Genomic DNA, 23,869 nt, shown 5'->3' with positions numbered 1-23,869 from the left:
TGCCGCCCATGCCGTACACCCCGATCGTCGCCACCCTGGGCTACGTGCTGTCGCCTGATCGTCGCCAGGTGCTGATGATCCACCGCAACACCCGTCCGGGTGACCACCACCTGGGCAAGTACAACGGGCTGGGCGGCAAGATCGAAGCGGACGAGGACGTGGCAGCCAGCATGCGTCGCGAGATCGCCGAGGAAGCCGGCATCGACTGCACCGGCATGCGCCTGCGCGGCACCCTCAGCTGGCCGGGCTTCGGCAAGCACGGTGAAGACTGGCTGGGCTTCGTGTTCGTCATCGATACCTTCGAAGGCACCCCGCACGGCGGCAACCATGAAGGCACGCTGGAGTGGGTGGACCTGGACAAGCTGGACACGCTGCCGATGTGGGAGGGCGACCGCAACTTCCTGCCGCTGGTGTTCGACGCCGACCCGCGCCCGTTCCACGGCGTGATGCCGTACAAGGACGGCCGCATGGTCAGCTGGTCCTACAGCCGGCTGTGAGGTGACGAATCGGGTGGGTGCCAACCTTGGTTGGCACGCTCTTCTGGCAAATTAATACCCGGATAATATTGACTCGGTGAAATTACCCGGGCAATATTCGCGCATCGCCTCTGATGCCATTGCCATGCCTGTGTCCCGACTTCCTCCCTTCAGCTGTTTCGACGGCCATCGCCTGGTCGCTTCCGGTACCCCGGAAGTGGCAGCGCTGGCGTTGAAACAGCTGCGTGCCGACAACGCAGCCGGTCCGCTGCTGGTGTTCGACAACGCCAGCGGGCGAACCCGCGATTTCGACACGCGCGGCAGCGACACAGAGCTGCTGGCGCGGGTGACCGAAGCGTTTCCCTCCGCCGTGGAGGCGGGTGCCGACGTCACTGCCGGAGAGGCGCCCGCAACCCCGCGTGGCCGTGGCCGCCCCAGGCTGGGCGTGGTCGCCCGCGAAGTGACGCTGCTGCCGCGGCATTGGGCGTGGTTGGCCGAACAGCCGGGTGGGGCCTCGGTGGTGCTGCGCAGGCTGGTGGAAGCGGCCAGCCGTGCCGGTGCCGACGAGGATCGGCAGCGCCGCCACAGCGAGCGTACCTATCACTTCCTGCAGGCCATCGCCGGTGACCTGCCGGGCTTCGAGGAGGCCATTCGGGTGCTGTTCGCGCATGACCGCGCGGGCCTGGAAGCGGCGCTGCATTCCTGGCCCAGGGATGTGCGCGACCACGCCCTGCGGCTGGCGTTCGAAGACGCTGACGGCTGAGCCATCGCGCCGTTGCTGAGCGACGGCGTCATCTGATCGCGGGCCGCGGCCCGCTTCCCCTGTGCTTGCTTTGCTGGCGGAAACGCCGGGCAGGGCGGCGCCTTGCCCAGAGAATCCCATGAGCCCCCCTGTACATCCGACACCTCCGGCAGCACCCCCGCTGTGGCGCACCTACCTGACGCTGCTGCTGCCGATGCTGCTGACCAATGCGTTGCAGCTGGCCGCAGGCACGCTGGACAACATCTATCTCGGCCACCTGCTTGGCACACAGGCGGTGGCTGCGGCCGCGGCGTTCTTCCCGGTCTTTTTCCTGCTGCTGGCCCTGGTGATGGGCCTGGCCACGGGCGCGATGGTGCTGATCGGCCAGGCCTGGGGCGCGGGCCGCCCGCAACAGGTGCGCGCGGTGGCCGGCAGCGCGGTGGCGCTGATCCTGCTGTTGTCGGTGCCGGTGATGGCCCTGGGCGGCGGTTTCGCGCCACAGCTGCTGGCGGCACTGGGCACGCCGGCAGCGATCCTCGGCGAGTCCATCGTGTACGCGCGCGTGCTGTTGCTGGCGGCTCCGGTGTTCTTCCTGCTGTGGCTGGCCACTGCCGTGAGCCGCGCAGTGGGCGATGCAAAGACGCCGCTGCAGGCGCTGCTGCTGGCCACGGTGGTCGGCCTGCTGTGCACGCCGCTGCTGATCCTGGGCTGGACCGGCCTGCCGCGGCTGGGGTCGGCCAGTGCGGCTGTATCGGCGGCGTTTGCCTCATTGTTGGCCCTGGGCTGGTTGCTGTGGCGCTGGCATCGGGTAGGACATCCCCTGGCGCCACGGCGCGAGCAGTTGCGTGCCATCCGTTTCGATGGCGCGCTCATCCGCGCGATGCTGCGCATCGGCGTACCGTCTTCGCTGCAGATGCTCAGCCTGGCCATTGCCGAGATCGTATTGCTGGGCTGGATCAACCGCTACGGCTACACGGCCACGGCCGCCTACGGTGCGGTCAACCAGTTGATGAGCTGGGTGCAGCTGCCGGCGATGTCGCTGGGCATTACCGCCACCATCCTCGCGGCGCATGCGATGGGTGCAGGGCGTAAGGCACGGCTGCCGGCCATCGCCCGCACCGGCGTGCTGCTTGGACTGGCGATGCTGAGTGCAGTGGTGCTGCTGGTGATGGCGCTTGCGCCCTGGCTGACCGGCCTGATCCTGGTGGCTGCCGAAGCGCGTGAACTGGCGACGCTGCAGTTGCGCACGGTGGCATGGGGCGTGCTGGCGATGGGCGGCAGCACCGTGCTGGTAGGAGTGATGCGCGGCAGTGGCACGGTATGGCGGCCAGCGCTGCTGGGCATGGCGGCGGTATTGCTGCTGGAGCTGCCGCTGGCGATGTGGATGCAGGCGCAGCACGGGCTGGCCGGCGTGTGGTGGGCGTGGCCGCTGGGGTTGCTGGCGATGCTGGTGATGCAGGTGTTCTGTTTCGAGCGCTGGCGGCGGGTGCAGGCTGGGTAGTGCCGGCCGCTGGCCGGCAACGCGGAACGGTCGGGGCAGCCGGCCAGCGGCCGGCTCTACCACTTCAGGGCCGCTGCGCCAGCGGCAGGTGGAAGCATCCGGCATCATCGCCGCCCGTCACCAGGAATCGGACGCGGCGGCGGGCCCGCCGGTGACCATAGCGCCGACTCTGCGGCTTGGGAAGTAGGGAAACCCCGCGGAAGAGTGATGAGGAAATGTCCACCGTCGCAGTCGGTGAGATCTGGTTGTCCACAGGGGGTGTGGATTACGCGTGGGCAACTTTGTGGATAAGCCCCGACAGGCGCCACCCCCCTAGGCTGTCAAGATGGGTGGCGAAAAATTCACCGCCGGTGACGACGGGTGAGGGGGCGGTGAAGGATCGGCTGAGCCAGCGCTGTCGCCAGCGGCGGCGCTCGCGGTAACCTGTGGGCCTTGATGCTCCGTGAGACCCCATGAAACGTCACTTCTCGATGCTGCGCGAATTCCAGCTGGCCGACTGGTTCACCCTGGCCAATGCTTTCTGCGGCACCGGTGCGGTCTTTGCCGCGATGCGCTTCCTGCAGGACGGCGAGCGCGGCTATCTGCTGTTCGGCATGGCGCTGATCCCGCTGGCCTTCATCTTCGACGCCCTCGACGGGCGCATCGCGCGCTGGCGCAAGTCCAGCTCCACCCTGGGCCGCGAGCTGGACTCGCTGTCCGACGTGATCTCCTTCGGCGTGGCGCCGGCGGCGCTGGCCTATGCCTGCGGCATGCAGGGCGGATGGGACTGGCTGGTGCTGAGCTACTTCGTCTGCTGCGGCGTCAGCCGCCTGGCACGCTACAACGTCACTGCCGAGGCGCTCGCCGGCGACGAGGGCAAGGTCACGTATTTCGAGGGCACCCCGATCCCGACCAGCCTGGTGCTGGTGATCGTACTGGCGATTGCCGCCGGCACCGATGCCATCGGCCAGAATATCTGGTTCGGCCAGTGGCAGATCGGCCCGTGGCAGCTGCACCCGATGGTGCTGTTGTTCGCCCTGTCCGGGTCGCTGATGATCAGCAAGACCCTGCGTATTCCCAAGCCATGAGCCAGCCCTGCGGAGGCCTGCGATGACCAGCTCGGCCCACGACACCGGCAGCAGCGATTTCGAAACCCTGGCCCGGCAGTATTTCGGCGCCTGGGGCGATGCCCTGCGCCATGCGAGCACGCCCGGCGCACCCGCCGGTGACGATCCCGGCAGTTGGCAGCGGTTGTTCGACTGGTGGGGCCAGCTGTTGCCCGAGCAGGCGCAGGGCGCGCCGGAAGATGCCGTGCGCCGGTTCCGCGAACAGGCGGGCAGCTGGTACGGCACCATGCAGGAGGTCGCCGCACGGTTTGCGGGCCGCGACGCCAGCAGTGCCGATGTTGCCCAGGCCTGGCGCGAGGCGGTGCAGGGGCAGGGCGACGGCATGCTCCAGTGGATGCTGCAGGGCGCCCGTGGCAGCACGCACGCCGGCGCCGCGATACCCGAATTCGCCGCCTGGCTGCAGCAGTTCCAGCTGCAGGCGGGCCCGTGGCTGCAGAGCCCGGCATTCGGCCCCGGCCGCGAGCACCAGGCGCGCTGGCAGGCCCTGCTGCGTGCGCAGGAGGAATACCAGCAGCATTCGCGCGCCTATGTCGATCAGATCAAGCAGGCACTGGACGAAGCCTTTGCGCTGTTCGAGCAGCGCCTGGCCGAGCACGAACAGCCCGGCAGCCAGCTGACCAGCGCCCGCGCGATGTTCGACCTGTGGATCGAAGTTGCCGAGGAGGCCTACGCCAAGGTCGCCATGTCCGAACCGTTCCAGCAGGTGTACGCCTCGCTGGGCAACGCGCAGATGCGCCTGCGCGCCGGCCTGCAGCGGGAGGTGGAACAGATGAGTGAACGGATCGGCCTGCCGACCCGGAGCGAGATGGATGCCGCACACCGCCGCATCGCCGAGCTGGAGCGCAGCCTGCGCCGCCTGCAGGCGCAGGTGGCTGTGCTGGCCGGAACCGCTGAGGTCGATCCGGTGGCGCAGCCGGCGCCGGCGAAGGTGAAGCCAACTGCGCGCAAGGCCGCGAAGAAGGCCGCGCCGGCAAAGAAGGCGCCTGCGAAGAAGACATCTGCAAAGAAGACATCTGCGAAGAAGGCCGCACCTCGCGCTTCCGCTCGGGCGCGTGACCGATGAAGGGACCATTGGGCTTCAACGCCGATGACCTGATGCAGGAGAGCCTGGCCATGCAGCGCAAGCTGATGGAAGGGCTGAAGCTGCTGCCGCAGGTGGAAGACGTGCACTATGGCGTGACCGCGCGCGAGGAAGTCTGGCGCGACGGCAAGGTGGTGCTGTATCGCTTCGTCGGTGAGCAGGCGCCGACCCGGCGCACGCCGCTGCTGATCGTCTACGCGCTGGTCAACCGGCCGTACATGGTCGACCTGCAGGCCGACCGTTCGCTGGTGCAGAAGCTGCTGGCGCTGGGCCAGGACGTGTACGTGCTGGACTGGGGCTACCCGGACCGGTCCGAACGCTTCCAGACCCTGGAGGACTACCTGCTGCGCTACATCGACGGAGCGGTCGATGCGCTGCGCGTGCGCAGTGGTGGCCCGGTCGACCTGCTCGGCATCTGCCAGGGCGGCGTGTTCGCACTCTGCTACGCAGCGTTGCGCCAACAGAAGCTGGGCAAGCTGATCACCATGGTCACCCCGGTCGATTTCCAGACCGCCGACAACATGCTCTCGCACTGGGCGCGGCAGGTGGACGTGGACCTGCTGGTCGATACGCTGGGCAACATCCCGGCCGACCTGATGAACGCCAGCTACCTGATGCTCAAGCCGTTCCGCCTGAACGTGCAGAAGTACGTCGGCCTGCTCGACATCCTCGATGACAAGGCGGCGCTGGAGGACTTCCTGCGCATGGAGAAGTGGATCTTCGATTCGCCGGACCTGGCGGGCGAGGCGTTCCGCGATTTCATCAAGCAGTTCTACCAGGCCAATGGCCTGATGAAGGGCACGGTAAGGATCGGCGAGGAAGCAGTGGACCTGTCGCAGGTGACGCTGCCGGTGCTGAACATCTACGCCGAGCAGGATCATCTGGTGCCGCCGGACGCCTCGCGCGCGATGCGCGGGCGCCTGGGCACGGACGACTACACCGAGTCCAGCTTCCGCGGTGGCCATATCGGCATCTACGTGTCCGGGCGCGCGCAGCGCGAAGTGCCGGCCACGATCGATGGTTGGCTGAAGACGCGCGACCTGTAGAGTCGAGCCCTGCTCGACTGACTTGGAGGGATGATGACGTACCGGGTTTTGTTGATTCTTGCGGTACTGCTGGCAGCGCCCCTTGCCCAGGCCGCACCCAGTGCGGATGCACGGCGGGAGATCGCCCAGTTGATCGCCAGCCTGGACGGCTCCCAGTGCCGGTTCCAGCGCAATGGCAGCTGGTACGACGGCGGCGATGCGCGCGCGCATCTGCAGCGCAAGTACGACTATCTGCTGAAGAAGGACATGGTGGACAGCGCCGAGCAGTTCATCGAGCGCGCCGCCAGCCAGAGCAGCATGAGCGGCAAACCCTATCGCATCCAGTGCCCGGGGCAGTCTGAACAGACCGCAGCCACCTGGTTCGGTGCGCGCCTGCAGGCGCTGCGTCACCGCACGCCGTAGACATGGGCAGGGTGTAGAGTCGAGCCACGCTCGACTGCCCTGTCCGTTGCCCGGAGCCGCCGCCATGAACACCACGCCCAAGACACTGTCGCGTTCATTGAACGACCGCATGATCGCCGGCGTGATGGGTGGCATTGCCCATCGCTTCGGCTGGAATGCCACCCTTCTGCGGGTGGTCTACGTGCTGCTGTCGCTGGCCTCGGCGGCTTTCCCCGGCATCCTGGTCTACCTGATCCTGTGGCTGCTGATGCCGAACGAGGCCGATTGAACACCGCCTCCCGGCCTTGGCCGATCTGGCTGCGCGCGCTGCAGGTGCTGGGCGCGGTGTGGACCCTGCCCAACACCCTGATCGGCCTGATGGGTGGGCTGGCCGGCATGCTCGGCGGCGCGACATTGCGCTGGAGCCGGCGTGACTGCGCGCTGGTGTTCGACCGTTGGCCGTGGGGGCCGGGTGGGGCGATCACCTTGGGCAATGTGATCCTGCACACGGGCCACGATCTTGGCATTTCCTGCCGGACCTACGCGCATCAGGCGGGGTGGGGCGTGGAGCCGCTGATCCGGCTCGACGACCATGAGCGTGCGCATGTCTACCAGTACATGGTGCTGGGGCCGCTGTACCTGCCGGTGTACCTGCTGTGTGGCGGGGTGAGTGCGCGCAATCCGTTCGAGCGGGCGGCCGATCATTTCGCCCGGTTCGGGCACGGCTGGTGGCCGTAGTTTCCAGCCAACGACGCAGCCCCTCGTGGCTTGGTCGCGGAATGCCTGCTTCCTGGGGGCTGGCCGGGTGGGTGGGGCCAGCGGGGACGCCGTGAACCCATCCATGGGGGGCTTGGCCGCGGCTTGCACGTGTGCGCTGTCCTGCGCACACGGCAAGACCGGGGTTGGGCGTCCTGCCCAACTCGTTGGGCGCATGCGCCCGACCCATGCCGCGGATACCCCGCCACCCCCACCCACCCGGCCGCTGACAGATTCCGTGCGCGTCCAGCCACGGAAGAGATAAAGAACAGCAGAAGCGGGTCGCGCGCTGCGCTTGCTCGTGTAGAGCCGAGCCTGCGCTCGGCTTCGCGGACTGGCCGGAAAGCAGCCGAGCGTGGGCTCGGCTCTACAAGAAGCGAGCCGGCCATTCCGCTTTTGCTTTTGGTCTTCTTTTTTCTTTTCCGTGGCTGGACGTGCCCGAAAACTGTCGGGGGTCGGGCGGGGTGGGTGCGCGGGACCGTTGGCGCCATGGATGGCGCCATCGAGCCCCCAGGGACGGGTTCACGGCGTGTCCCGCGCACCCACCTCGCCCGGCCCAATCACATCAAACGCGTTACACGACCACCCACGAGGGGCTGCGCCGTTGGCGGGAATCCCCAACGGATTCGTTAGCCGGAAGTTAAGGATCCGTAAGCATTCTGCTGCGATCCCGCAGTCATCTGCATGCAACCGATCGTCATTAGCCTTCGTGACGTTCCAGTCAGGTTCGACGCGGTAAGCTCTCCCCCGATGAGCTCGCAGCATCGCTCATCGAGTGCAGTACGCAGTAGCAATTTGGAGGAATACATCACATGGCAATCGTTCTTTATGTCGGTGGTAGCAAGGATGGCGAGAAGGGCGTGGTGCCCTACGGCTTCAGCAAATCCCGCGCCGACACCGCGCTGGGGCCGGAGTTCTACACGGAGCGGTTCATGGAACTGCAGGGTGTCGGCAAGGTCCGCCTGATGGCCCTGGAAGGCATGCGTGACGAGATCGTCATGCAGCGCGCTGCCCGCCACTACCGCTGACCTTCGCAACACGCGGCAGGGCGCGCCCACCATCGCGCGCCCGCGCCGGCATCCCAGCCCCGGGCCAGTCCGGGCCCGCTCTTTGCCAGGATGCCGGCGTCCACTCCGGCTACGGCGCTGAACCCCGTCCCCTGTCAATGCCTTGTCCGGCTCCGTCGTCGGTTGCCAGAATGGGGTCTTCCCGTAACGCGGCTCAGACCTGAAGCAATGCACGACGCCAAGAACGCCCAGAGCGCGCTCGCCCAGCAGATCGCCCAGACCATCGCCGACGAGATCGGTGCCCAGTCCGCCCAGGTACGCGCCGCCGTCGGCCTGCTCGACGAGGGCGCCAGCGTTCCGTTCATCGCGCGCTACCGCAAGGAAGTGACCGGTGGCCTGGACGACACCCAGCTGCGCAACCTGGAAACCCGGCTGACCTACCTGCGCGAGCTGGAGGACCGCCGTGCGGCGGTGCTGGCCAGCATCGGCGAGCAGGGCAAGCTCAGCGACGAGCTGCGCAATGACATCCTGGCCGCCGATACCAAGAGCCGGCTGGAAGACCTGTACCTGCCTTACAAGCCCAAGCGACGTACCCGCGCCCAGATCGCCCGCGAGGCCGGTCTGGAGCCGCTGGCCGATGGCCTGCTGGCCGATCCGACGCAGGACCCGCAGACGTTCGCGGCCACCTTCGTCGATACCGACAAGGGTGTGGCCGACACCAAGGCCGCGCTGGAAGGCGCCCGCGCGATCCTGATGGAGCGCTGGGGCGAAGATGCCGCGTTGGTTGGCGAGCTGCGCACCTGGCTGGGCGAGACCGGCGTGATCCGTGCCCGCGTGGCCGAGGGCAAGGAAACCGAAGGCGCCAAGTACCGCGACTATTTCGAACATGCCGAATCTCTGGCGAAGATTCCCTCGCACCGGTTGCTGGCGCTGTTCCGCGCGCGCCGCGAAGAGATCCTGTTCCTGGAACTGGACCCGGGCAGCGATGCCGAAGCGGGCCACCAGTACGCCGAGGGTCGGGTGGCACGCAAGGCCGGCATCGCCGACCGGGGGCGTGCCGCCGACCGCTGGCTGCTGGATGCCTGCCGCCTGACCTGGCGCGCCAAGCTGCACACCCATCTTCTGCTGGACCTGTTCAACCAGGCCCGCGAAAAGGCCGAAGCCGAAGCCATCGCGGTGTTCGGCGACAACCTGAAGGACTTGCTGCTGGCCGCACCGGCCGGCCCGAAGACTGTGCTGGGCCTGGACCCTGGCATCCGTACCGGCTGCAAGATCGCCGTGGTCGATGCCACCGGCAAGCTGGTCGCCACCGACACCATCTACCCGCATGAGCCACGTCGCCAGTGGGACCAGTCGGTGCAGACGATCAAGCAGCTGTGCGCCAAGCACAACGTGGAGCTGATCGCGATCGGCAATGGCACCGCCAGCCGCGAAACCGACAAGCTGGCCGGCGAAGCGATCAAGGCTGCCGCCAACCCGAAGCTGCAGAAGGTCGTGGTCAGCGAGGCGGGCGCCTCGGTGTACTCGGCCTCCGAGTTCGCGGCCAAGGAGTTCCCGGGGCTGGACGTGTCGCTGCGTGGCGCGGTATCGATCGCTCGTCGCCTGCAGGACCCGCTGGCCGAACTGGTCAAGATCGAACCCAAGGCGATCGGTGTCGGCCAGTACCAGCACGACGTGGACCAGTACCGCCTGGCGCGGGCGCTGGACGCGCGCGTGGAGGACTGCGTGAACGCGGTCGGCGTGTATGTCAACACCGCCTCGGCCGCGCTGCTGTCCCGGGTGTCCGGCCTGTCGGCCACGGTGGCCGAGAACATCGTGCGCCATCGCGACGACAACGGCCCGTTCAAGCGCCGCAAGGACCTGCTGAAGGTCGCGCGCCTGGGCGAGAAGACCTTCGAGCAGTGCGCCGGCTTCCTGCGCATCGCCGATGGCGACCAGCCGCTGGACGCCTCGGCGGTACACCCCGAAGCCTATCCGGTGGTTGAGCGCATCGTGGCCAGCACCGCGCGCCCGATCAAGGCGCTGATCGGTGACGGCAGCTTCCTGCGTGGCCTGAAGGCAGAACAGTTCACCGACGACACCTTTGGCGTCCCGACCGTGCGCGACATCCTGAAGGAACTGGAAAAGCCGGGCCGCGACCCGCGCCCGGAGTTCAAGGCGGCGCGCTTCGCCGAGGGCGTCGAGGACATCAAGGACCTGCGCGAGGGCATGGTGCTGGAGGGCGTGGTCAGCAACGTGGCCGCCTTCGGGGCCTTTGTCGATATCGGCGTGCACCAGGACGGCCTGATCCACATCTCGGCGCTCGCCGATACCTTCGTGAAGGACCCGCGCGACGTGGTCAAGGCCGGTGACATCGTCAAGGTGAAGGTGCTGGAGGTGGACGTGGCGCGCAAGCGCATCGCCCTGACCCGGCGCCTGGACGATACCCCGGGCCAGGCCACCAGCCGCCCGGGCCAGCGCGATGAGCGGGGCCAGGGCCAAGGGCCGCGCCGTGACGCTGGCGGCCAGAACCGTGGACCGAACCGCGGCCAGGGCGCTGGCGGCCGTCCGGCCCAGTCTGCGCCGCCGGCCAACAATGCCCTGGCCGAGGCCTTTGCCCGGGCCAAGCGCAGCTGAGGATCGTGCCCCCCGTCACGGTTGATCCGGGGTGGGGGACTTGTCGGTTTTCCCCGTGATTGCGCACACTTGCGCCTGAGGGGGGCGTTTGGCCTCCCCGCTGTCGCTGGGGAGGACCATGACGCCAGCACGACCCGCCGTCTTCGTTGCAGGCCGCAGTGCTTCGCTGCGGTCGGCGCCTGCCCGTGCCGGCAGGGGACCGGAGTGATGCCGGGCCAGGGCACCCACGGCAATGGACTGCTGGAGCGCCGCCTGCAGGCGTTGGCTGAAGAGCGTCGCCGGCTGGCGATGATCATCGACGGTACCGCTGCGGGTACCTGGGAATGGAACGTGCAGACCGGCGAGATGCGGGTCAATGCGCGCTGGGCCGAGATTGTCGGTTATCGCCTGGATGAGCTGGAACCGATCTGCCAGAAGACGTTCCTGAAGCTGGTCCATCCCGATGACATTGCGCTGTCCGATGCAGCGCTGGACGACCATTTCGAAGGGCGCAGCGACAACTACGCCTGCCTGCTGCGCATGCGCCACAGGAACGGCCAGTGGATCTGGATCCAGGACCGTGGCCGGGTCTTTGAATGGGACGGGCAGGGCAAGCCGCTGTGGATGGCCGGTGCCCATGCCGATGTCACCGAACTGCAGCAGGCAAGGCAGGACGCGGCCGAGACCCGGCAGCGCCTGCAGGCCGTGGTCGATGCGTCCGATGAGGTGGCGGTGATCGCCACCGATACCGATGGGACCATCACCCTGTTCAACACGGGGGCGGAGCGCCTGCTGGGCTACAGCGCGGCGGAGGTGGTCGGCCAGCGCCGGCTCGACGCCTTCCACGATCCAGCCGAACTGAAAGCGTGGTTGCAGCCGCTGGCTGATGCTGATGGCAATCTTCCCGGCGTGTTCGAGGCGCTGAGCGCGCGTGCCGACGGGCAGACCTACTCGCGGCAGTGGACGCTGCTGCGCAAGGATGGCCAGTCACGCCAGGTACGCCTGTCGATCAGCCGCATGGAGAGTGCCGATGGAACGCGCATCGGCTACGTCGGCATGGCCATCGACATTACCGAGATCCTGCAGGCACGCGCCGAAGCACGACTTTCGGCAGAGAAGTTCGCTGGCGCGTTCACCTCCGCCGCACTGGGCATGGCACTGGTGTCGCTGGAAGGACGCTGGCTGGATGTCAACGACGCGCTGTGCCGGATACTGGGCTACCCCCGAGAAGAGCTGCTGCAGGTCGATTTCCAGCGCCTGACCCATCCCGATGACCTGCAGACCGACCTGGCTCTGGTACAGGACCTGTTGGCCGGGCGACGCAGCCACTATCACCTGGAAAAGCGCTACCTCGACCGCGACGGCCGCATCATCTGGGCGCGGCTGTCGGTGTCGCTGGTGCGCAACGAGCATGGCGAACCGCTGCATTTCGTGTCGCAGATCCAGGACATCACCGCCCAACGCAGCAGCGAGCAGCGCCTGTTCGAGAGTGAACAACGCAGCCGAATCACGCTGGATGCGGTGGCCGACCTGGTGCTCAGCGTCAGCCTTGATGGCCGCATCGACTACGCCAACGCGGCTGCGGTGCGCATCCTGGCCGGTGATGGCGCCTTGTCGCTGGCCGGGCACAAGGTGCAGGACGTGCTGGCGCTGACCACCGAGTACGCGCCCGGCTCGGTACTGGATGTGACGGTGCTGCTGGACCCGGAGAGCAACGCGGTGGACCTGCACGCCGACCTGCTGCTGCGCCTGGGCACGGCAACGGTGCCGGTGGACCTGACCCGCGCCTGGCTGCGCGATGACGAAGGCCACGTGCGCGGCGCGGTGTGGGTGCTGCGCGACGACACCCAGCAGCGGGCACGCCAGCGCGAAGCCCGCCACCTGGCCGAGATCGATCCGCTCACCGAACTGAGCAACCGCCGCGGTTTCGAGGTACACCTGCAGCAGGCGATCACCCGCGTGGAGCGCACCGGCCAGGCTGCCTCGCTGATGTACATCGATCTGGACCGCTTCAAGCCGGTCAACGACACCTGGGGCCATCTGGCCGGCGATGCCGTGCTGTGGGCGGTGGCCAGCGTGCTGCGCCATGGCGTGCGCGATTCGGACGTGGTGGCGCGGTTGGGCGGTGACGAATTCGCGGTCATCCTGTCCGGTTGTACGCCGCGGCGTGCGGCCCGCATCGGGGGCGAGCTGCTGCACACCCTGGCCGCGCTGTCCATTCCGTGGGACCAGGACCGGCTGCGGATCGGTGCCAGCATCGGTATCGCGCCGCTGGCCGGCGGCATGAGCGTGGACCAGGCGGTGGCTGCGGCCGATGCCCAGTGCTACCGGGCCAAGGCGATGGGGCGCAACAACGTGCAGGTGCAGGGCGAGTTGTCCCAGCTTCCGGGTGACGATCCCGACGCCGCGGAGGACTGATCTCAGCCTGTGAGAGGACGCGCGCGAATACTGCGCGCACTCCACTCACGCAGGTAACCTCCATGAATGCCTGGAACCCGGTTGCGGTACGCAAGTTCATTCCGGCCCTGATCGGCTGGTGCCTGGCGCTGGCCGCCTGTCTACGCGCCGAACAGCTGCGCGGCGACCTGCACGCACGGGCGTTGTTGCCCGTGTTGCAGCAAGGTGCGGTCGCGCTGCTGGTCCTGAGCCTGTCCTGCACGGTTGCGGCCTGCCTGTTGCTGTGGCGGCATGGCCGCAGCGATCATGTGCATCCCGCTGCAGGCACTACACCCGCACGGCATCCATCAGCAGGAACCGGCACGGCGCACACTGGAAGGCATTGATCTGTGGCACCAGGCGCTGGAAGTGTTCGCTGGCACAGTGCAGGTCGAGCGCGGCGCGGTCGGGCCACAGCTCGATGAAGATGAAGTGGCCCGGATCCTTCTGGTCGACGAACAGTTCATAGCCGAGGCAGAGCGGCTCGCGCAGCGTGCACGCGACCAGCTCCCGGTACAGGGGAAGCACGGTGTCCACCGCATCGGGATGGATGAAATCCTCGGCGATCACTTTCAGCATGTCGGCACCTGCGAATCGGGCCTTGCAGGATAGCGCCGGCGCATGGCCGGCACCTGTTCCCGTCAACGCAATACCGTGTCCGCACTGACCAGCCGCACGTCATGCATCTGATTGAGGTAGGCCTCGTAGTAGCCCTTGTGCGAGGCACCCACGATGGCCAGCATGCGTCTGCCAGGATGCTGGCTCAGCACGTCGCGGATGTTGGCGACCATGCGCAGGTTGCGGGTTTCCCAGTAACCGACGTACATCCGGCCGAACGCCTTGGAGGACGGCTCGACGAGCGTCGCGCCGAAGTCGCTCTGGTAGGCGGCCATCGCCGCCGCCGGGCTGTTGTAGTCCCGATACAGCGCCATGACGCCGCCGGGCTTGTCCAGATCGGCCACGAGGCGTTCATCGGCCTCCCGCCGCGCGCGCGAGTGCGTATTGTTCCAGGCACCGGTGATGGCCGCGCTGGCCGCCGCTTCATCCTCGGCGGGCGTGGGCGAATCGGCCGTGTGGTCGTCCACGGCCCACAGGCGTTCCTGCCCGAGGCGGGCGGCGACCTCGGCGGCGATCAGGTGGGTTTCATTGCGGCGAACCAGGCCTTTTTCGAGGATCTCGACCAGGGCAGGTGTCAGTCCATCACCGCCTTTGCGCTCGGACGCAGGCAGGCGCAGCCACTGCACCTGCGCCGAGCCGCGTTCACCCGCTGCCAGGAACAATGCTGCGAGCCGACGACGCTGGGCGGGCGTCGGCTCGTCCGGCCAGGTCGCAAGCAGGTGCTCGGCCTGGGTGTTCGCCGTAGGCACGTCCAGTCCGGTCGCAGCCTGCGCAGCGGTGGTGTCGAAGCAGTAGGTGGCCACGCTCTCCGCATAGCGTGCCGGGTAGCGACGCATGAAATCGCACTGCAGGCCTGACAGGTCTTCGGTGGCGATCAGCTCGGGCTTCCAGGCGACCAGTCGCTGCAGCAACGGTTCAAGCAAGGCGGGCTGGAAGGACTTGGGCAGGCCGGACAAGTGGGGGGTGCCCAGTACCAGCACTTCGTTCGGGCGCCCGGCAGGCGGGCCCTTCAGCTGGTCGGGATGGAAGCTGGGGCGGTAGGTGGCGTCGGCAGCGAAGGCGCCGCTGCTGCACAGGCCCAGGATGAGGAAACTGGCCAGGCGTGGGAACATGCGATCTCCGTGTCAGTGAGCGTCCTGCGGTTCGCTGCATGCTGGCCAGTTTCATCTGCCATCGGATCTCCCGTTGGTCATGCAAACCTTTTCCGCTTGAACTGCATCCGCGTGCCGGGCAAGGCTATGCCCAGTGACGGCGACAACGCGCGACATATGCCCTGACGACACCCGGTGCCGAGCAGAACCTGCCCAGCCGGCACCTGGCGAAACCGCTCGGCGGTGCCCCTGTCGCGCGTGAGCAGAATGTGAAGTGCATCGCGATTGTCTACCGCATCCCTGCAGCAGCATCTGAAGATGCGACGGACGTCGCGGAATCCGGCTAAAGCCACCGATCGCATCGCCGATATTCCCTCTGGATCCCGCTCAAGTCGCCCGCTGCAGGACCCCAGGCTGCCCCGACGGGCGGCCCGCGCTGTGTGTTCCGCCGCTCCCTATGCCGATCGCACCCGCACCAGACGTTCTTGCCAGCCGCTCGAGGGGTGCCTGCCGGTACCTGTAGTCCCAAGCAACTGAAGTTGCCGCCGGGCATCCCGCCCGTCGGGTCGCAACCGCTTACCGGACACCGAGGATCAGACAATGCTCATTCCAGGCTTTACGGCGGGCGCGCAGGCGCCGGCCGAGCTGCATACCCGTTGGTCGCCGTGGCGCGCCCTGCTGGGCGCGCTGGCACCGCAGCACCGCAGCGGCGTCGAGGCGGCGGCCGATGGCCGTGCCGAGCTGGAGGCGCAGGTCGCGGCGCTGCACCGGGTCCAGGCGGTCATCGAGTTCGCCCTCGATGGCACCATCCTGCAGGCCAACGAGAACTTCCTGCAGGCGATGGGTTACCGGCTGGAAGAGATCCAGGGCAAGCATCATTCCCTGTTCGTCGACCCCGAGCAGGCGCGCAGCGCCGGATACCGTGACTTCTGGGCGCGGCTGGGTCGTGGCGAATATGACGCGGGCCAGTACCGGCGTTTTGGCAAGAACCAGCGCGAGATCTGGATCCAGGCCTCGTACAACCCGGTGCTGGACCGGCAGGGGCGTCCGTACAAGGTGGTCAAGTTCGCCACTGACATCACTGCGCAGAAGCTGCAGGCGGCCGACTCGGCCGGCCAGCTGGCGGCGATCGACAAGTCGCAGGCGGTGATCGAGTTCAGCATGGATGGCCGCATCCTGTCGGCCAACGACAACTTCCTGGCTGCCACCGGTTACAGCCTGGATGATGTGCGTGGCCAGCACCACTCGCTGTTCGTCGAACCTGAGTATCGCAGCAGTGCCGAGTATCGGCAGTTCTGGGAAAAGCTCGGCCGTGGCGAATATGATGCCGGCCAGTACCGGCGCCTCGGCAAGGGCGGACGCGAGGTCTGGATCCAGGCGTCCTACAACCCGATCCTGGACCTCAACGGGAAGCCGTTCAAGGTGGTCAAGTACGCCACCGACATCACCGCGCAGGTGCATGAGAACCAGGCCATGCAGCGTGCCGTGGCGCAGACCCGTGAAGTGGTGGCGGCCGCCAAGGAGGGCGACCTGACCCGGCGCGTGGCCACCGCCGACAAGAACGGGCCGATCGCCGAGCTGTGCGAAGGGGTGAATTCGCTGGTCGAGGCGATGGCCGCGATCATCGGCCAGATCAAGTTCGCCGCTGACACCATCGCCGTCGGTGCCACCGAGATCGCGCAGGGCAACAGCGATCTGTCGCAGCGCACCGAGCAGCAGGCAGCGTCGCTGGAGGAGACCGCGGTGTCGATGAAGGGCCTGGCCGAGACCGTGCAGCGCACCGCGACCAACGCACGGCAGGCCAGTCAGCTGGCTGGTGGTGCCGCCGATGTCGCCGCGCGCGGCGGTAACGTAGTGCACGAAGTGGTGGAAACCATGGCGGTGATCAACGCGTCCTCGCGCCGCATCGTCGACATCATCGGCGTGATCGACGGCATCGCCTTCCAGACCAACATCCTTGCCCTGAACGCCGCGGTGGAAGCCGCGCGTGCGGGCGAACACGGGCGTGGCTTCGCCGTGGTCGCCACCGAGATCCGGGAACTGTCGCAGCGCTCGGCCAGTGCCGCCAAGGAGATCAAGCAGCTGATCGATGCGTCGGTGGCCAATGTCGGTGCCGGTACCGCGCAGGTTGAGAGCGCCGGCCGCACCATGGACGAGATCGTGGTCAACGTGCGCCGGGTCAGCGACCTGATGTCCGAGATCAGCACGGCCGCGCAGCAGCAGAGCGACGACATCCAGCAGATGAACCATGCCGTCGATCTGATCGACCAGGGCACCCAGCAGAACGCCGCGCTGGTCGAGGAAGCTTCGGCCGCGGCGCGCAGCATGGAAGAACAGTCGGCGCAGCTGCTGCAGACGGTGGCCAGCTTCCGCGTGCAGGGTGGGGCGGGGCACCTGCATGGTGCGGCGGTGCTGCGCGCGGTCTAGGCGCGGCGGTCGGCGTGTTGTTCCCCGGCCTCGACGGCCGGGGCGGCGTGCACGCAGTTGCGGCCGGCATGCTTGGCCCGGTACAGGGCCTGGTCGGCACGCTCGACCAGGCTGCGCGGGTCACCCTCATCATGCGCGGCCTGCCAGGCCACGCCGATGCTGATGGTCACGTGGGCCTGGGCGGCGGGCAGGGCGGCGGCTTCCACGGCGGCGCGCAGGCGCTCGCCCAGGCCCAGGGCGTGGCCGATGTCGGGCGCGGGCAGGGCGGCGATGAACTCCTCGCCGCCGTAGCGGGCCAGCAGATCATCACCGCGTTGCAGGCAGCCGTCGAGGATCGCGGCGACCGCCTGCAGGCGGCGATCACCTTCCGGATGCCCGTAGGTGTCGTTGAGTCGCTTGAAGTGGTCGATATCGATCATCAGCACCGCCAGCCCCACGCCTTGGCGACGGGCGCGGCCGTGCGCGCTGCCGAGCGCTTCATCGAAGTTGCGCCGGTTGCCGAGCCCGGTCAACGGATCGCGCCGGGCCAGCAGCGCCAGCTCGTCGCGCTCACGCTGGATCTGCACCTGGGTGAGCACGCTGCGCAGGGCATGGCCGAGCATGGCACCGATGAACCCCACGGTGGCCAGGGTCGGCTGCAGGCGTGCCACCAGCAGCGCCACCATCATCAGCAGCAACGGCAGCATCAGCGGCACGCCGGCATCGACGATGCGGCGGAGGTTGCGCGGCACAGCCACCGCCGGTGGGCGGTACGTGCTGCCGGCCAGCACTGCCAGCAGCACGAACAGCCCGCTGATCAGCAGGTCGCCCCAGCCACCATCGGGTACCTGCGGCTGCCAGGTATTGATGTAGAGCGCCATCAGGAAGTAGCCCAGCGCGTAGATCGTCAACGTGCGGAAGAAGTCGCGGCGGTCGGCATTGTCCTCGGCCAGGAAGCGGATCAGCGCGAAGCAGAACACCAGGCTGTTCTGCACGTTGCTCAGGGTGTGCAGGCATTGCGTCCACAATGCGGTGTTGAGGTGTGCCATCGCCCGCGTATGCACGAAGTACAGCAACCACAGCAGCGCGATGACCGTCAGGTCCACCGCACGGATACAGCGGTTGCCGCCGCCTGGGCTGGCGGCCACGTAGGTCAGCGGAATCCGGTAGAACACATACAGGATCAGCGACGAGGCGGTCATCTGCGCAGGGCTGAGGCCGGCCACATTGCGATACAGCAGGGCCAGCAGGGCCAGCGAGAACAGGCCGACGGCAGCGCCCAGCGTTCGCCACTTGCAGGCCGCCTGGCTGTCGCGCGCGCGTCGCACGCAGGCCAGAGCGGCCAGAAGGGGGGCGGTGATCAGCATCAGGTAGGAGCCAACCGGGTCCTGCGGGCCGATCAAGGCAATGACGAGCGCGTGCGTGACCATGAAAAACAGTGCCGCACGCAACGTCATGCATTCCCCCGCCCCCAGATCCGGCTGGGATCACGATAGGCAGAAGTAGGTGAGGCTGGCAAGAAAAGTGTGCGCTAGTGCTATTCGCAACCTTGTCGGCTGTCACATTTTCGTTTCAGCGGGGTGACACGACGGCGTTGACGTGGGCGTACGTCCAGACGTCGCGGGGCTGCCCCCGCACGTGGCGATGGGCGCGCAGTATGTCGGCAAGCGTGGGAGGGGCATGCTGGGGCATCCTCGCCAGTGTCGGCGCTCCGGTCCGGGAAATGCAAAAGGCCAGGTCATGGACCTGGCCTTTGATGCAGTGGTGCCGGTGAAAGGACTCGAACCTTCATGGGGTCACCCCCGGCTGATTTTGAGTCAGCTGCGTATACCATTCCGCCACACCGGCAGGCAGCGTGCGAGTGTAACCGAGGTCGGCAGGAGATGCCTAGTAGGAGAGCCTATCAGGGCGGTTCCTGTCGGCATTGGCCCCTTGGTAGCTATACTCCCGACGTGCAATTGCCTCCAGGAGCGGTAGCTGATGACAGTGTTGCAGGACCTGAGGGTGCTGGTGGTCGAGAACGACGAGATGAGTGCGGCCCTGCTGCAGATGCAGCTGGTGCATGCCGGTGCGACTGTGGTCGGGCTTGCCGCGAGTGTGTCCGAGGCCCTGCGGCTGCTGGAGCAGAGCACTCCTGACGTGGCCCTGCTGGATTACCGGCTGGCCCGCAACGAGACCAGTGAGCCAGTGGCTGCAGCGCTTTCGGCGCGTGGCATTCCGTTCGTGCTGGCCACCGGGATGCTGGCCGAGCAGCTGCCTGCGCCGATGCTGGCCGGCCTGTTGCTGGTCAAGCCGTACCTGTCGGCCGATCTGTCGCGGGCGCTGGCGCGTGCGGTGGGACGCTCCAGCGCCAAGGCCTGAGCCGCTCGCCACGCACCGGCAGGGGGAAGCTGCGGGGGCTGAATCCTCACGTCTGCGATGCGCGGCGGCAATCCCTGATCCAGGAGCCCTGCCCACGCGCGGTTTTTCATTCGCGTCCGGCGCTCAGCCCGCTTCCTCGTACACGTAACGGATTTCCTCGCGGTCATCGAGGATGCGGTACTGGCGCGCCAGATCATCCGGTTCGGGGTTGAGCCAGGCGTCCAGGTGTTCCCTGCGGATCGGCACCACGCCGCGGTCATGCCCGGCAGCGGCGACGTCGCTGGGCGGTGTGTCGGTGATCGTGGCAAACGAAAGCAGGCGGCCTTCCGGTCCTTCCCATTCCGCCCAGAGGCAGGCCAGCAGCAGGTCGCGGGGTGGATCGGGGCGGAATTCGAGCACCACGTCCTGCTCCTTTTCGTCGGCACCGAGGCTGCGGCCGGCGATGGCGTGGCGGGGCACGTGCTCGTAGAACGCCTGCACCACCACCACGCCGTGGCGCAGTCCGAACGCACCCCGCCAGTAACCTTCCAGGCTGTCGCGCCGCGCGTTGTAGGTGCCGGGGTACAGCACGTCGTTGCGCGCCGGCTTGTCCGGCAACCGGCACTGGTAGCGCATCGGCTTGATCACGCGCCGGCCGTTCTCGCTGACCATCACCGGCGCGTAGGTGCCGGGGAAAATGCGGTTGTCGCGCGGCAGCAGCTGCACCCGATGCAGGTCGTCCAGCCGGGCCTGCGCGCGCTCGATGCGGTTACCGGCCACGCGCAGGTCATTGTGCGCTTTCTGCGTGGGCCGGGTGGCCAGCGTGGCGTGGGCAATATCGCGTCGTTCGCGCTGCCGGACCAGTTCAGCCTCCAGCGCCTGCTGCTCCTGCGCATGCCATTGCTGGATCTTCGCCACGATGGCCCGGCCCTGTTCGGTACGCGCACCGGCGAACCCGTCATCCATCGCCTTCGGCGTCTTCGGCCGTTTCTTGCCTGGATCGTGTGCGTACAGTTCGGCGAACTCCTCCAGCGACAGGATGGCGCCGAACTCGCGTACCAGCTTGGCGTAGTCAGCGCGGATCAGGGCGGAATAGCACATGGGACTCTGGGGGCCTGGGTCGCAGCGGCTGCGACGTGGATGCGGCAGGATAGCCCGACCCATCTGGAGATGCCGCATGACTGATTCCATCACCTGCCAGTTCCGCGAAGCCGTGCCCACGGTCGAGGACTACTGCCGGTTGCGCGTGCTTGCAGGCCTCAGTGCCAAGGCCCGGGAAGCGGCCGCCCGCGCGCTGCCCAATACGCTGTTCGGCGTGTGTGCCTACCAGGGCACTGAGCTGGTGGCGATGGGCCGTATCGTCGGCGATGGCGGCTGCCACCTGCAGGTCTGTGATATCGCGGTGCTGCCGCGGTTGCAGGGGCAGGGCCTGGGCAAGGAAGTGATGCGGCGCCTGGATGGCTGGATGCAGGCCAACCTGCCGCCATCGGCGTACGTCAGCCTGCTGGCCGATGGCGAGGCGCATCGGTTGTACGCACAGTTTGGTTTCGCGCCCACGGCGCCGGCATCGATCGGGATGTATCGGCGGTTCTGAGCTGTAATCGGGGTGAAGCCATCCACACCATGCGTGGATAGGGCCTTCCCAGGAATCACAGGCAAAGAAAAACCCCGACCGGAGTCGGGGTTTTCAAGAATTGGCGTCCCCACGGGGATTCGAACCCCGGTCGCCACCGTGAAAGGGTGATGTCCTAGGCCTCTAGACGATGGGGACGCACGAAAACTTCAAGTTGTAGATCCTTCGACGGCCTAATGTCGAAGTGGTGGAGCCAAGCGGGATCGAACCGCTGACCTCCTGCATGCCATGCAGGCGCTCTCCCAGCTGAGCTATGGCCCCATGAAACTCCGGATGATCTGCCGGGAGCAGAGTCCGTTTTGAAACTGGCGTCCCCACGGGGATTCGAACCCCGGTCGCCACCGTGAAAGGGTGATGTCCTAGGCCTCTAGACGATGGGGACGCACGAAAAACTTCAAGTTGTAGAACCTTCGACGGCCTAATGTCGAAAGTGGTGGAGCCAAGCGGGATCGAACCGCTGACCTCCTGCATGCCATGCAGGCGCTCTCCCAGCTGAGCTATGGCCCCGTGTTACCGAGCCGCCTATCATACCTGCGTGTTCACGTTTGTGGAAGTTTTTTTTGAACTTTTTTCGTTCCGGTTCGACCATCGCCACGAGGGCAGGGGAACCGCAACGCCACAACCTGAATGCCGGTAGGCGGTGAACAAAAAAGACCCGGTTATCGGCCGGGTCCTCGTTGTTCGTGATGAGTGGCGTCCCCACGGGGATTCGAACCCCGGTCGCCACCGTGAAAGGGTGATGTCCTAGGCCTCTAGACGATGGGGACGCAATTCTCATCAATGTTCTTTAGCGACCTTTCGACGGCCTAATGCCGAAAGATTGGTGGAGCCAAGCGGGATCGAACCGCTGACCTCCTGCATGCCATGCAGGCGCTCTCCCAGCTGAGCTATGGCCCCACGTCGCTGAGGAGCGAAATAATAGCCTTGCCCCCGGGGGTTGGCAAGCATTTGTTGCACTTTTCTTCACGCGCGTTGCTATGCCGCGTCGTCGGTCAGCGCCGCCAGGATCGGGCACTGATCCAGCGTGCCGTGGCCGGGGCAGGCGTCGACCAGCTGAGAAAGCGCGGTGTGCATGCGCTGCAGTTCGGCCATGCGTTGTGCAATGTCCTGCAGTCGGGCCTGCGCCGTGTCGCGCACACTGCCCATGTCCTGTGAGTGGCGGTCACTGAGCGCCAGCAGTTCGGCGATTTCTTCCAGGCTGAAGCCCAGCGTCTTGGCGCGGCGGATGAAGCGCAGCCGGCGCAGGTCCTGCTCACCGAAGATGCGGTAGCCCCCGGCCGAGCGTGCCGCCGTGGGCAGCAACTGCTGGCGTTCGTAGTAGCGCACCGTATCGATCGGCACGCCGGCCTGGCGTGCCAGTTGACCAATGTTCATGGCGGATTCCTGCGGATGCTGCCGCTCATTGTGAAGCCTTGAGTCTGGTCCAGGGTCAAGGTCCCGTCGCTGACGGCGCATTCAGCGCACTTTGCAACTTTCTTCATAGCCCCACCGTCGTGGCAGTTCCTACCCTGCGCCTGAACCGGCCGCTGGACGGCCTGCAACGAACCGAGGAGATGGTCTGTGGAAGGATTCAGGAACGAAGGATTCGTCGAGGTCGCGGTGGTCGAATACCCGGGAGGCGACCCGTCGGCCGCCTCCGTGCTGACCGAGATGGCACATGTCGCCAACCGGCTTGCCCAGCAGCAGCGCCGTCCGTTCAAGCGTGTCCTGGTGACCCGCTGGATCGTGCCGGCCAGCCAGACCGGCGTGCATCGCATTGCCGGCGCGGAGATGCTCGAGGCGGACATCCCCGCCGTGATCGCCGTGCCTGGCCAGATCAGCCAGGGCGTCTGCCTGCGCGCCGATGAGGTGCTGCTGGATTGGCTGCGCGCGCATTACGACGGTGGCAGTCTGCTGGCTGCCGCCAGCGACGGTGTCAGCATGCTGGCACGCGCCGGTCTGCTGGCTGGGCGCACCGTCAGTGGTCCGGACCTCGGGCGCCATCCGGGCCTGCAGGGGCAGTCGGCCAGCTGGGTACCCAGCGAGCGCGCGCTGGTCGATGACGGCGACCTGCTGACGGTGGCCGGTTCCCAGGCCTGGCGCTTCCTCGCCCTGCGCCTGCTGTACCGGCTGCACGGCCAGGGCGTGGCGAGTTCCGTGGCGCAGCAGCTGGGGATCACGGTTCCGGCGGCGATCCAGCAGGATCTCGAGCGTTTCAGTGCCAACTTCGCCCACGGCGATCGCGATGTACTGAAGGCGCAACGCTGGCTGCATACCACCGCTGCGCGCGGCGCCACGCTCGGTGCGATCTGTGAGATTTCCGGGCTGGAGCCGCGCACCCTGCAGCGGCGCTTCCTGAAGGCCACCGGCCTGCGCCCGATCGAGTATTGCCAGCGGTTGCGTATCGCCAAGGCGCAGACGCTGTTGCAGCAGGGGGCGGGCATCGATGAAGTGGCCTGGGGCGTGGGCTATGCCGACCAGAGCGCATTCCGTCGCCTGTTCCTGCGCATTGTTGGAATGACGCCGGCCAACTATCGCCGGCTGGTCAACAACAAGCGGCGCGAGCGGCCGCTGTTGTCATCGGTGGCAGGCAGCCTGCGCGGGCTGCAACCGGCGCCCGGCATGCAGATGCCGCGCAGCGTGGCCTGATGCCTGCAGTCGGCGTCGCGCTTGCA

The 23,869-nt window shown here is 67.1% G+C and carries 22 protein-coding genes and 7 tRNA genes; 16 read left to right on the top strand and 13 right to left on the bottom strand.

Annotated elements, in window-relative coordinates:
• Positions 1-8: 8 nt before the first annotated feature.
• From AC5P7I_RS15775 to AC5P7I_RS15720, 12 genes are all read left to right on the top strand, one after another.
• Positions 9-497 carry an NUDIX hydrolase gene (locus tag AC5P7I_RS15775; RefSeq protein WP_014647550.1) on the top strand — a complete coding sequence of 163 codons (489 nt, stop codon included), beginning with the start codon at positions 9-11 and terminating at the stop codon, positions 495-497.
• Between the two features lie 124 nt (positions 498-621).
• Positions 622-1,239: a DUF2239 family protein gene (locus tag AC5P7I_RS15770; protein WP_014647549.1), complete on the top strand. Its 618-nt coding sequence runs from the start codon at positions 622-624 to the stop codon at positions 1,237-1,239.
• Between the two features lie 118 nt (positions 1,240-1,357).
• The gene (locus AC5P7I_RS15765) at positions 1,358-2,719 is read left to right on the top strand and encodes an MATE family efflux transporter (RefSeq protein WP_262086971.1); all 1,362 of its coding nucleotides are present in this window, start codon (positions 1,358-1,360) and stop codon (positions 2,717-2,719) included.
• 452 nt (positions 2,720-3,171) lie between these two features.
• On the top strand, positions 3,172-3,786 hold the full coding sequence (locus AC5P7I_RS15760; protein WP_014647547.1) for a CDP-alcohol phosphatidyltransferase family protein: 615 nt from the start codon (positions 3,172-3,174) through the stop codon (positions 3,784-3,786).
• Between the two features lie 22 nt (positions 3,787-3,808).
• A complete protein-coding gene (phaE, locus tag AC5P7I_RS15755) occupies positions 3,809-4,888 on the top strand; it encodes a class III poly(R)-hydroxyalkanoic acid synthase subunit PhaE (protein ID WP_014647546.1) in 1,080 nt (359 codons plus the stop codon).
• A complete protein-coding gene (gene phaC, locus AC5P7I_RS15750) occupies positions 4,885-5,952 on the top strand; it encodes a class III poly(R)-hydroxyalkanoic acid synthase subunit PhaC (protein ID WP_262086968.1) in 1,068 nt (355 codons plus the stop codon). The genes phaE and phaC overlap by 4 nt, the downstream gene beginning before the upstream one ends.
• Positions 5,953-5,985: 33 nt before the next feature.
• Positions 5,986-6,354, top strand: a complete 369-nt coding sequence (locus tag AC5P7I_RS15745) for a YfeK family protein (RefSeq protein WP_262086966.1) — start codon at positions 5,986-5,988, stop codon at positions 6,352-6,354.
• A 64-nt stretch (positions 6,355-6,418) separates the two neighbouring features.
• Positions 6,419-6,622 carry a PspC domain-containing protein gene (locus tag AC5P7I_RS15740; protein ID WP_014647543.1) on the top strand — a complete coding sequence of 68 codons (204 nt, stop codon included), beginning with the start codon at positions 6,419-6,421 and terminating at the stop codon, positions 6,620-6,622.
• Complete coding sequence (locus tag AC5P7I_RS15735) at positions 6,619-7,071, top strand: hypothetical protein (protein WP_049408098.1); 453 nt, start codon at positions 6,619-6,621, stop codon at positions 7,069-7,071. Before AC5P7I_RS15740 ends, AC5P7I_RS15735 begins: the two co-directional genes overlap by 4 nt.
• A gap of 830 nt (positions 7,072-7,901) precedes the next feature.
• Positions 7,902-8,117, top strand: a complete 216-nt coding sequence (locus AC5P7I_RS15730; RefSeq protein ID WP_005410085.1) for a hypothetical protein — start codon at positions 7,902-7,904, stop codon at positions 8,115-8,117.
• Between the two features lie 207 nt (positions 8,118-8,324).
• The gene (locus AC5P7I_RS15725; RefSeq protein WP_164077343.1) at positions 8,325-10,712 is read left to right on the top strand and encodes a Tex-like N-terminal domain-containing protein; all 2,388 of its coding nucleotides are present in this window, start codon (positions 8,325-8,327) and stop codon (positions 10,710-10,712) included.
• 207 nt (positions 10,713-10,919) lie between these two features.
• Entirely contained in the window at positions 10,920-13,109 is a 2,190-nt protein-coding gene (locus AC5P7I_RS15720) for a PAS domain S-box protein (RefSeq protein ID WP_262086962.1), read from the top strand.
• 140 nt (positions 13,110-13,249) lie between these two features.
• On the opposite strand, the gene AC5P7I_RS15715 is transcribed toward AC5P7I_RS15720, so the two are convergent.
• From AC5P7I_RS15715 to AC5P7I_RS15705, 3 genes are all read right to left on the bottom strand, one after another.
• Positions 13,250-13,396: a hypothetical protein gene (locus AC5P7I_RS15715; protein WP_154582529.1), complete on the bottom strand. Its 147-nt coding sequence runs from the start codon at positions 13,394-13,396 to the stop codon at positions 13,250-13,252.
• Between the two features lie 19 nt (positions 13,397-13,415).
• On the bottom strand, positions 13,416-13,706 hold the full coding sequence (locus AC5P7I_RS15710; RefSeq protein ID WP_014647538.1) for a putative quinol monooxygenase: 291 nt from the start codon (positions 13,704-13,706) through the stop codon (positions 13,416-13,418).
• A gap of 62 nt (positions 13,707-13,768) precedes the next feature.
• On the bottom strand, positions 13,769-14,857 hold the full coding sequence (locus AC5P7I_RS15705; protein WP_014647537.1) for a DUF5694 domain-containing protein: 1,089 nt from the start codon (positions 14,855-14,857) through the stop codon (positions 13,769-13,771).
• Positions 14,858-15,436: 579 nt separating this feature from the next.
• Between AC5P7I_RS15705 and AC5P7I_RS15700 the strand changes: the two genes are divergently transcribed.
• Complete coding sequence (locus tag AC5P7I_RS15700) at positions 15,437-17,263, top strand: methyl-accepting chemotaxis protein (RefSeq protein WP_126412529.1); 1,827 nt, start codon at positions 15,437-15,439, stop codon at positions 17,261-17,263.
• Here AC5P7I_RS15700 and AC5P7I_RS15695 read toward each other — a convergent pair.
• Together AC5P7I_RS15695 and AC5P7I_RS15690 are read right to left on the bottom strand one after the other, a co-directional pair.
• Positions 17,260-18,699 carry a GGDEF domain-containing protein gene (locus AC5P7I_RS15695; protein ID WP_197621453.1) on the bottom strand — a complete coding sequence of 480 codons (1,440 nt, stop codon included), beginning with the start codon at positions 18,697-18,699 and terminating at the stop codon, positions 17,260-17,262. The two genes, AC5P7I_RS15700 and AC5P7I_RS15695, sit on opposite strands and share 4 nt — an antisense overlap.
• 305 nt (positions 18,700-19,004) lie before the next feature.
• A tRNA-Leu gene (locus tag AC5P7I_RS15690) sits at positions 19,005-19,090 on the bottom strand.
• A 132-nt stretch (positions 19,091-19,222) separates the two neighbouring features.
• Here AC5P7I_RS15690 and AC5P7I_RS15685 point away from each other — a divergent pair.
• Positions 19,223-19,603, top strand: a complete 381-nt coding sequence (locus AC5P7I_RS15685; protein WP_032957303.1) for a response regulator — start codon at positions 19,223-19,225, stop codon at positions 19,601-19,603.
• Positions 19,604-19,726: 123 nt separating this feature from the next.
• On the opposite strand, the gene AC5P7I_RS15680 is transcribed toward AC5P7I_RS15685, so the two are convergent.
• Positions 19,727-20,683 carry an SOS response-associated peptidase family protein gene (locus AC5P7I_RS15680; RefSeq protein ID WP_164110559.1) on the bottom strand — a complete coding sequence of 319 codons (957 nt, stop codon included), beginning with the start codon at positions 20,681-20,683 and terminating at the stop codon, positions 19,727-19,729.
• A gap of 76 nt (positions 20,684-20,759) precedes the next feature.
• On the opposite strand from AC5P7I_RS15680, the gene AC5P7I_RS15675 reads away from it, so the two are divergent.
• Positions 20,760-21,176: a GNAT family N-acetyltransferase gene (locus AC5P7I_RS15675; protein WP_014647532.1), complete on the top strand. Its 417-nt coding sequence runs from the start codon at positions 20,760-20,762 to the stop codon at positions 21,174-21,176.
• 101 nt (positions 21,177-21,277) lie between these two features.
• On the opposite strand, the gene AC5P7I_RS15670 is transcribed toward AC5P7I_RS15675, so the two are convergent.
• The 7 genes from AC5P7I_RS15670 to AC5P7I_RS15640 all read right to left on the bottom strand — a co-directional run bounded on the left by AC5P7I_RS15670 (position 21,278) and on the right by AC5P7I_RS15640 (position 22,589).
• Positions 21,278-21,353 (bottom strand) — tRNA-Glu (locus AC5P7I_RS15670).
• Between the two features lie 47 nt (positions 21,354-21,400).
• Positions 21,401-21,476 (bottom strand) — tRNA-Ala (locus AC5P7I_RS15665).
• Between the two features lie 45 nt (positions 21,477-21,521).
• Positions 21,522-21,597 (bottom strand) — tRNA-Glu (locus AC5P7I_RS15660).
• Between the two features lie 49 nt (positions 21,598-21,646).
• A tRNA-Ala gene (locus AC5P7I_RS15655) sits at positions 21,647-21,722 on the bottom strand.
• A 184-nt stretch (positions 21,723-21,906) separates the two neighbouring features.
• Positions 21,907-21,982, bottom strand: a tRNA-Glu gene (locus AC5P7I_RS15650).
• Positions 21,983-22,036: 54 nt separating this feature from the next.
• Positions 22,037-22,112, bottom strand: a tRNA-Ala gene (locus AC5P7I_RS15645).
• Positions 22,113-22,190: 78 nt separating this feature from the next.
• A complete protein-coding gene (locus AC5P7I_RS15640; RefSeq protein ID WP_032957298.1) occupies positions 22,191-22,589 on the bottom strand; it encodes a heavy metal-responsive transcriptional regulator in 399 nt (132 codons plus the stop codon).
• Positions 22,590-22,775: 186 nt separating this feature from the next.
• Between AC5P7I_RS15640 and AC5P7I_RS15635 the strand changes: the two genes are divergently transcribed.
• Entirely contained in the window at positions 22,776-23,843 is a 1,068-nt protein-coding gene (locus AC5P7I_RS15635) for a GlxA family transcriptional regulator (RefSeq protein ID WP_032957296.1), read from the top strand.
• Positions 23,844-23,869 lie beyond the last annotated feature (26 nt).

The sequence above is a fragment of the Stenotrophomonas sp. YJH_SMC_138 genome (genome assembly GCF_059369855.1).
The sequence above is the reverse complement of the archived record's forward strand: the minus strand, read 5'-3'. Positions and strand labels throughout refer to the sequence as shown.

Bases quoted from the DNA above. Each gene is read 5' to 3' on its own strand.
- AC5P7I_RS15775 (WP_014647550.1), top strand. From the start codon at position 9: ATGCCGTACACCCCGATCGTCGCCACCCTGGGCTACGTGCTGTCGCCT.
- AC5P7I_RS15770 (WP_014647549.1), top strand. From the start codon at position 622: ATGCCTGTGTCCCGACTTCCTCCCTTCAGCTGTTTCGACGGCCATCGC.
- AC5P7I_RS15765 (WP_262086971.1), top strand. From the start codon at position 1,358: ATGAGCCCCCCTGTACATCCGACACCTCCGGCAGCACCCCCGCTGTGG.
- AC5P7I_RS15760 (WP_014647547.1), top strand. From the start codon at position 3,172: ATGAAACGTCACTTCTCGATGCTGCGCGAATTCCAGCTGGCCGACTGG.
- phaE (WP_014647546.1), top strand. From the start codon at position 3,809: ATGACCAGCTCGGCCCACGACACCGGCAGCAGCGATTTCGAAACCCTG.
- phaC (WP_262086968.1), top strand. From the start codon at position 4,885: ATGAAGGGACCATTGGGCTTCAACGCCGATGACCTGATGCAGGAGAGC.
- AC5P7I_RS15745 (WP_262086966.1), top strand. From the start codon at position 5,986: ATGACGTACCGGGTTTTGTTGATTCTTGCGGTACTGCTGGCAGCGCCC.
- AC5P7I_RS15740 (WP_014647543.1), top strand. From the start codon at position 6,419: ATGAACACCACGCCCAAGACACTGTCGCGTTCATTGAACGACCGCATG.
- AC5P7I_RS15730 (WP_005410085.1), top strand. From the start codon at position 7,902: ATGGCAATCGTTCTTTATGTCGGTGGTAGCAAGGATGGCGAGAAGGGC.
- AC5P7I_RS15725 (WP_164077343.1), top strand. From the start codon at position 8,325: ATGCACGACGCCAAGAACGCCCAGAGCGCGCTCGCCCAGCAGATCGCC.
- AC5P7I_RS15720 (WP_262086962.1), top strand. From the start codon at position 10,920: ATGCCGGGCCAGGGCACCCACGGCAATGGACTGCTGGAGCGCCGCCTG.
- AC5P7I_RS15715 (WP_154582529.1), bottom strand. From the start codon at position 13,396: ATGATCGCTGCGGCCATGCCGCCACAGCAACAGGCAGGCCGCAACCGT.
- AC5P7I_RS15710 (WP_014647538.1), bottom strand. From the start codon at position 13,706: ATGCTGAAAGTGATCGCCGAGGATTTCATCCATCCCGATGCGGTGGAC.
- AC5P7I_RS15705 (WP_014647537.1), bottom strand. From the start codon at position 14,857: ATGTTCCCACGCCTGGCCAGTTTCCTCATCCTGGGCCTGTGCAGCAGC.
- AC5P7I_RS15700 (WP_126412529.1), top strand. From the start codon at position 15,437: ATGCTCATTCCAGGCTTTACGGCGGGCGCGCAGGCGCCGGCCGAGCTG.
- AC5P7I_RS15695 (WP_197621453.1), bottom strand. From the start codon at position 18,699: ATGACGTTGCGTGCGGCACTGTTTTTCATGGTCACGCACGCGCTCGTC.
- AC5P7I_RS15685 (WP_032957303.1), top strand. From the start codon at position 19,223: ATGACAGTGTTGCAGGACCTGAGGGTGCTGGTGGTCGAGAACGACGAG.
- AC5P7I_RS15680 (WP_164110559.1), bottom strand. From the start codon at position 20,683: ATGTGCTATTCCGCCCTGATCCGCGCTGACTACGCCAAGCTGGTACGC.
- AC5P7I_RS15675 (WP_014647532.1), top strand. From the start codon at position 20,760: ATGACTGATTCCATCACCTGCCAGTTCCGCGAAGCCGTGCCCACGGTC.
- AC5P7I_RS15640 (WP_032957298.1), bottom strand. From the start codon at position 22,589: ATGAACATTGGTCAACTGGCACGCCAGGCCGGCGTGCCGATCGATACG.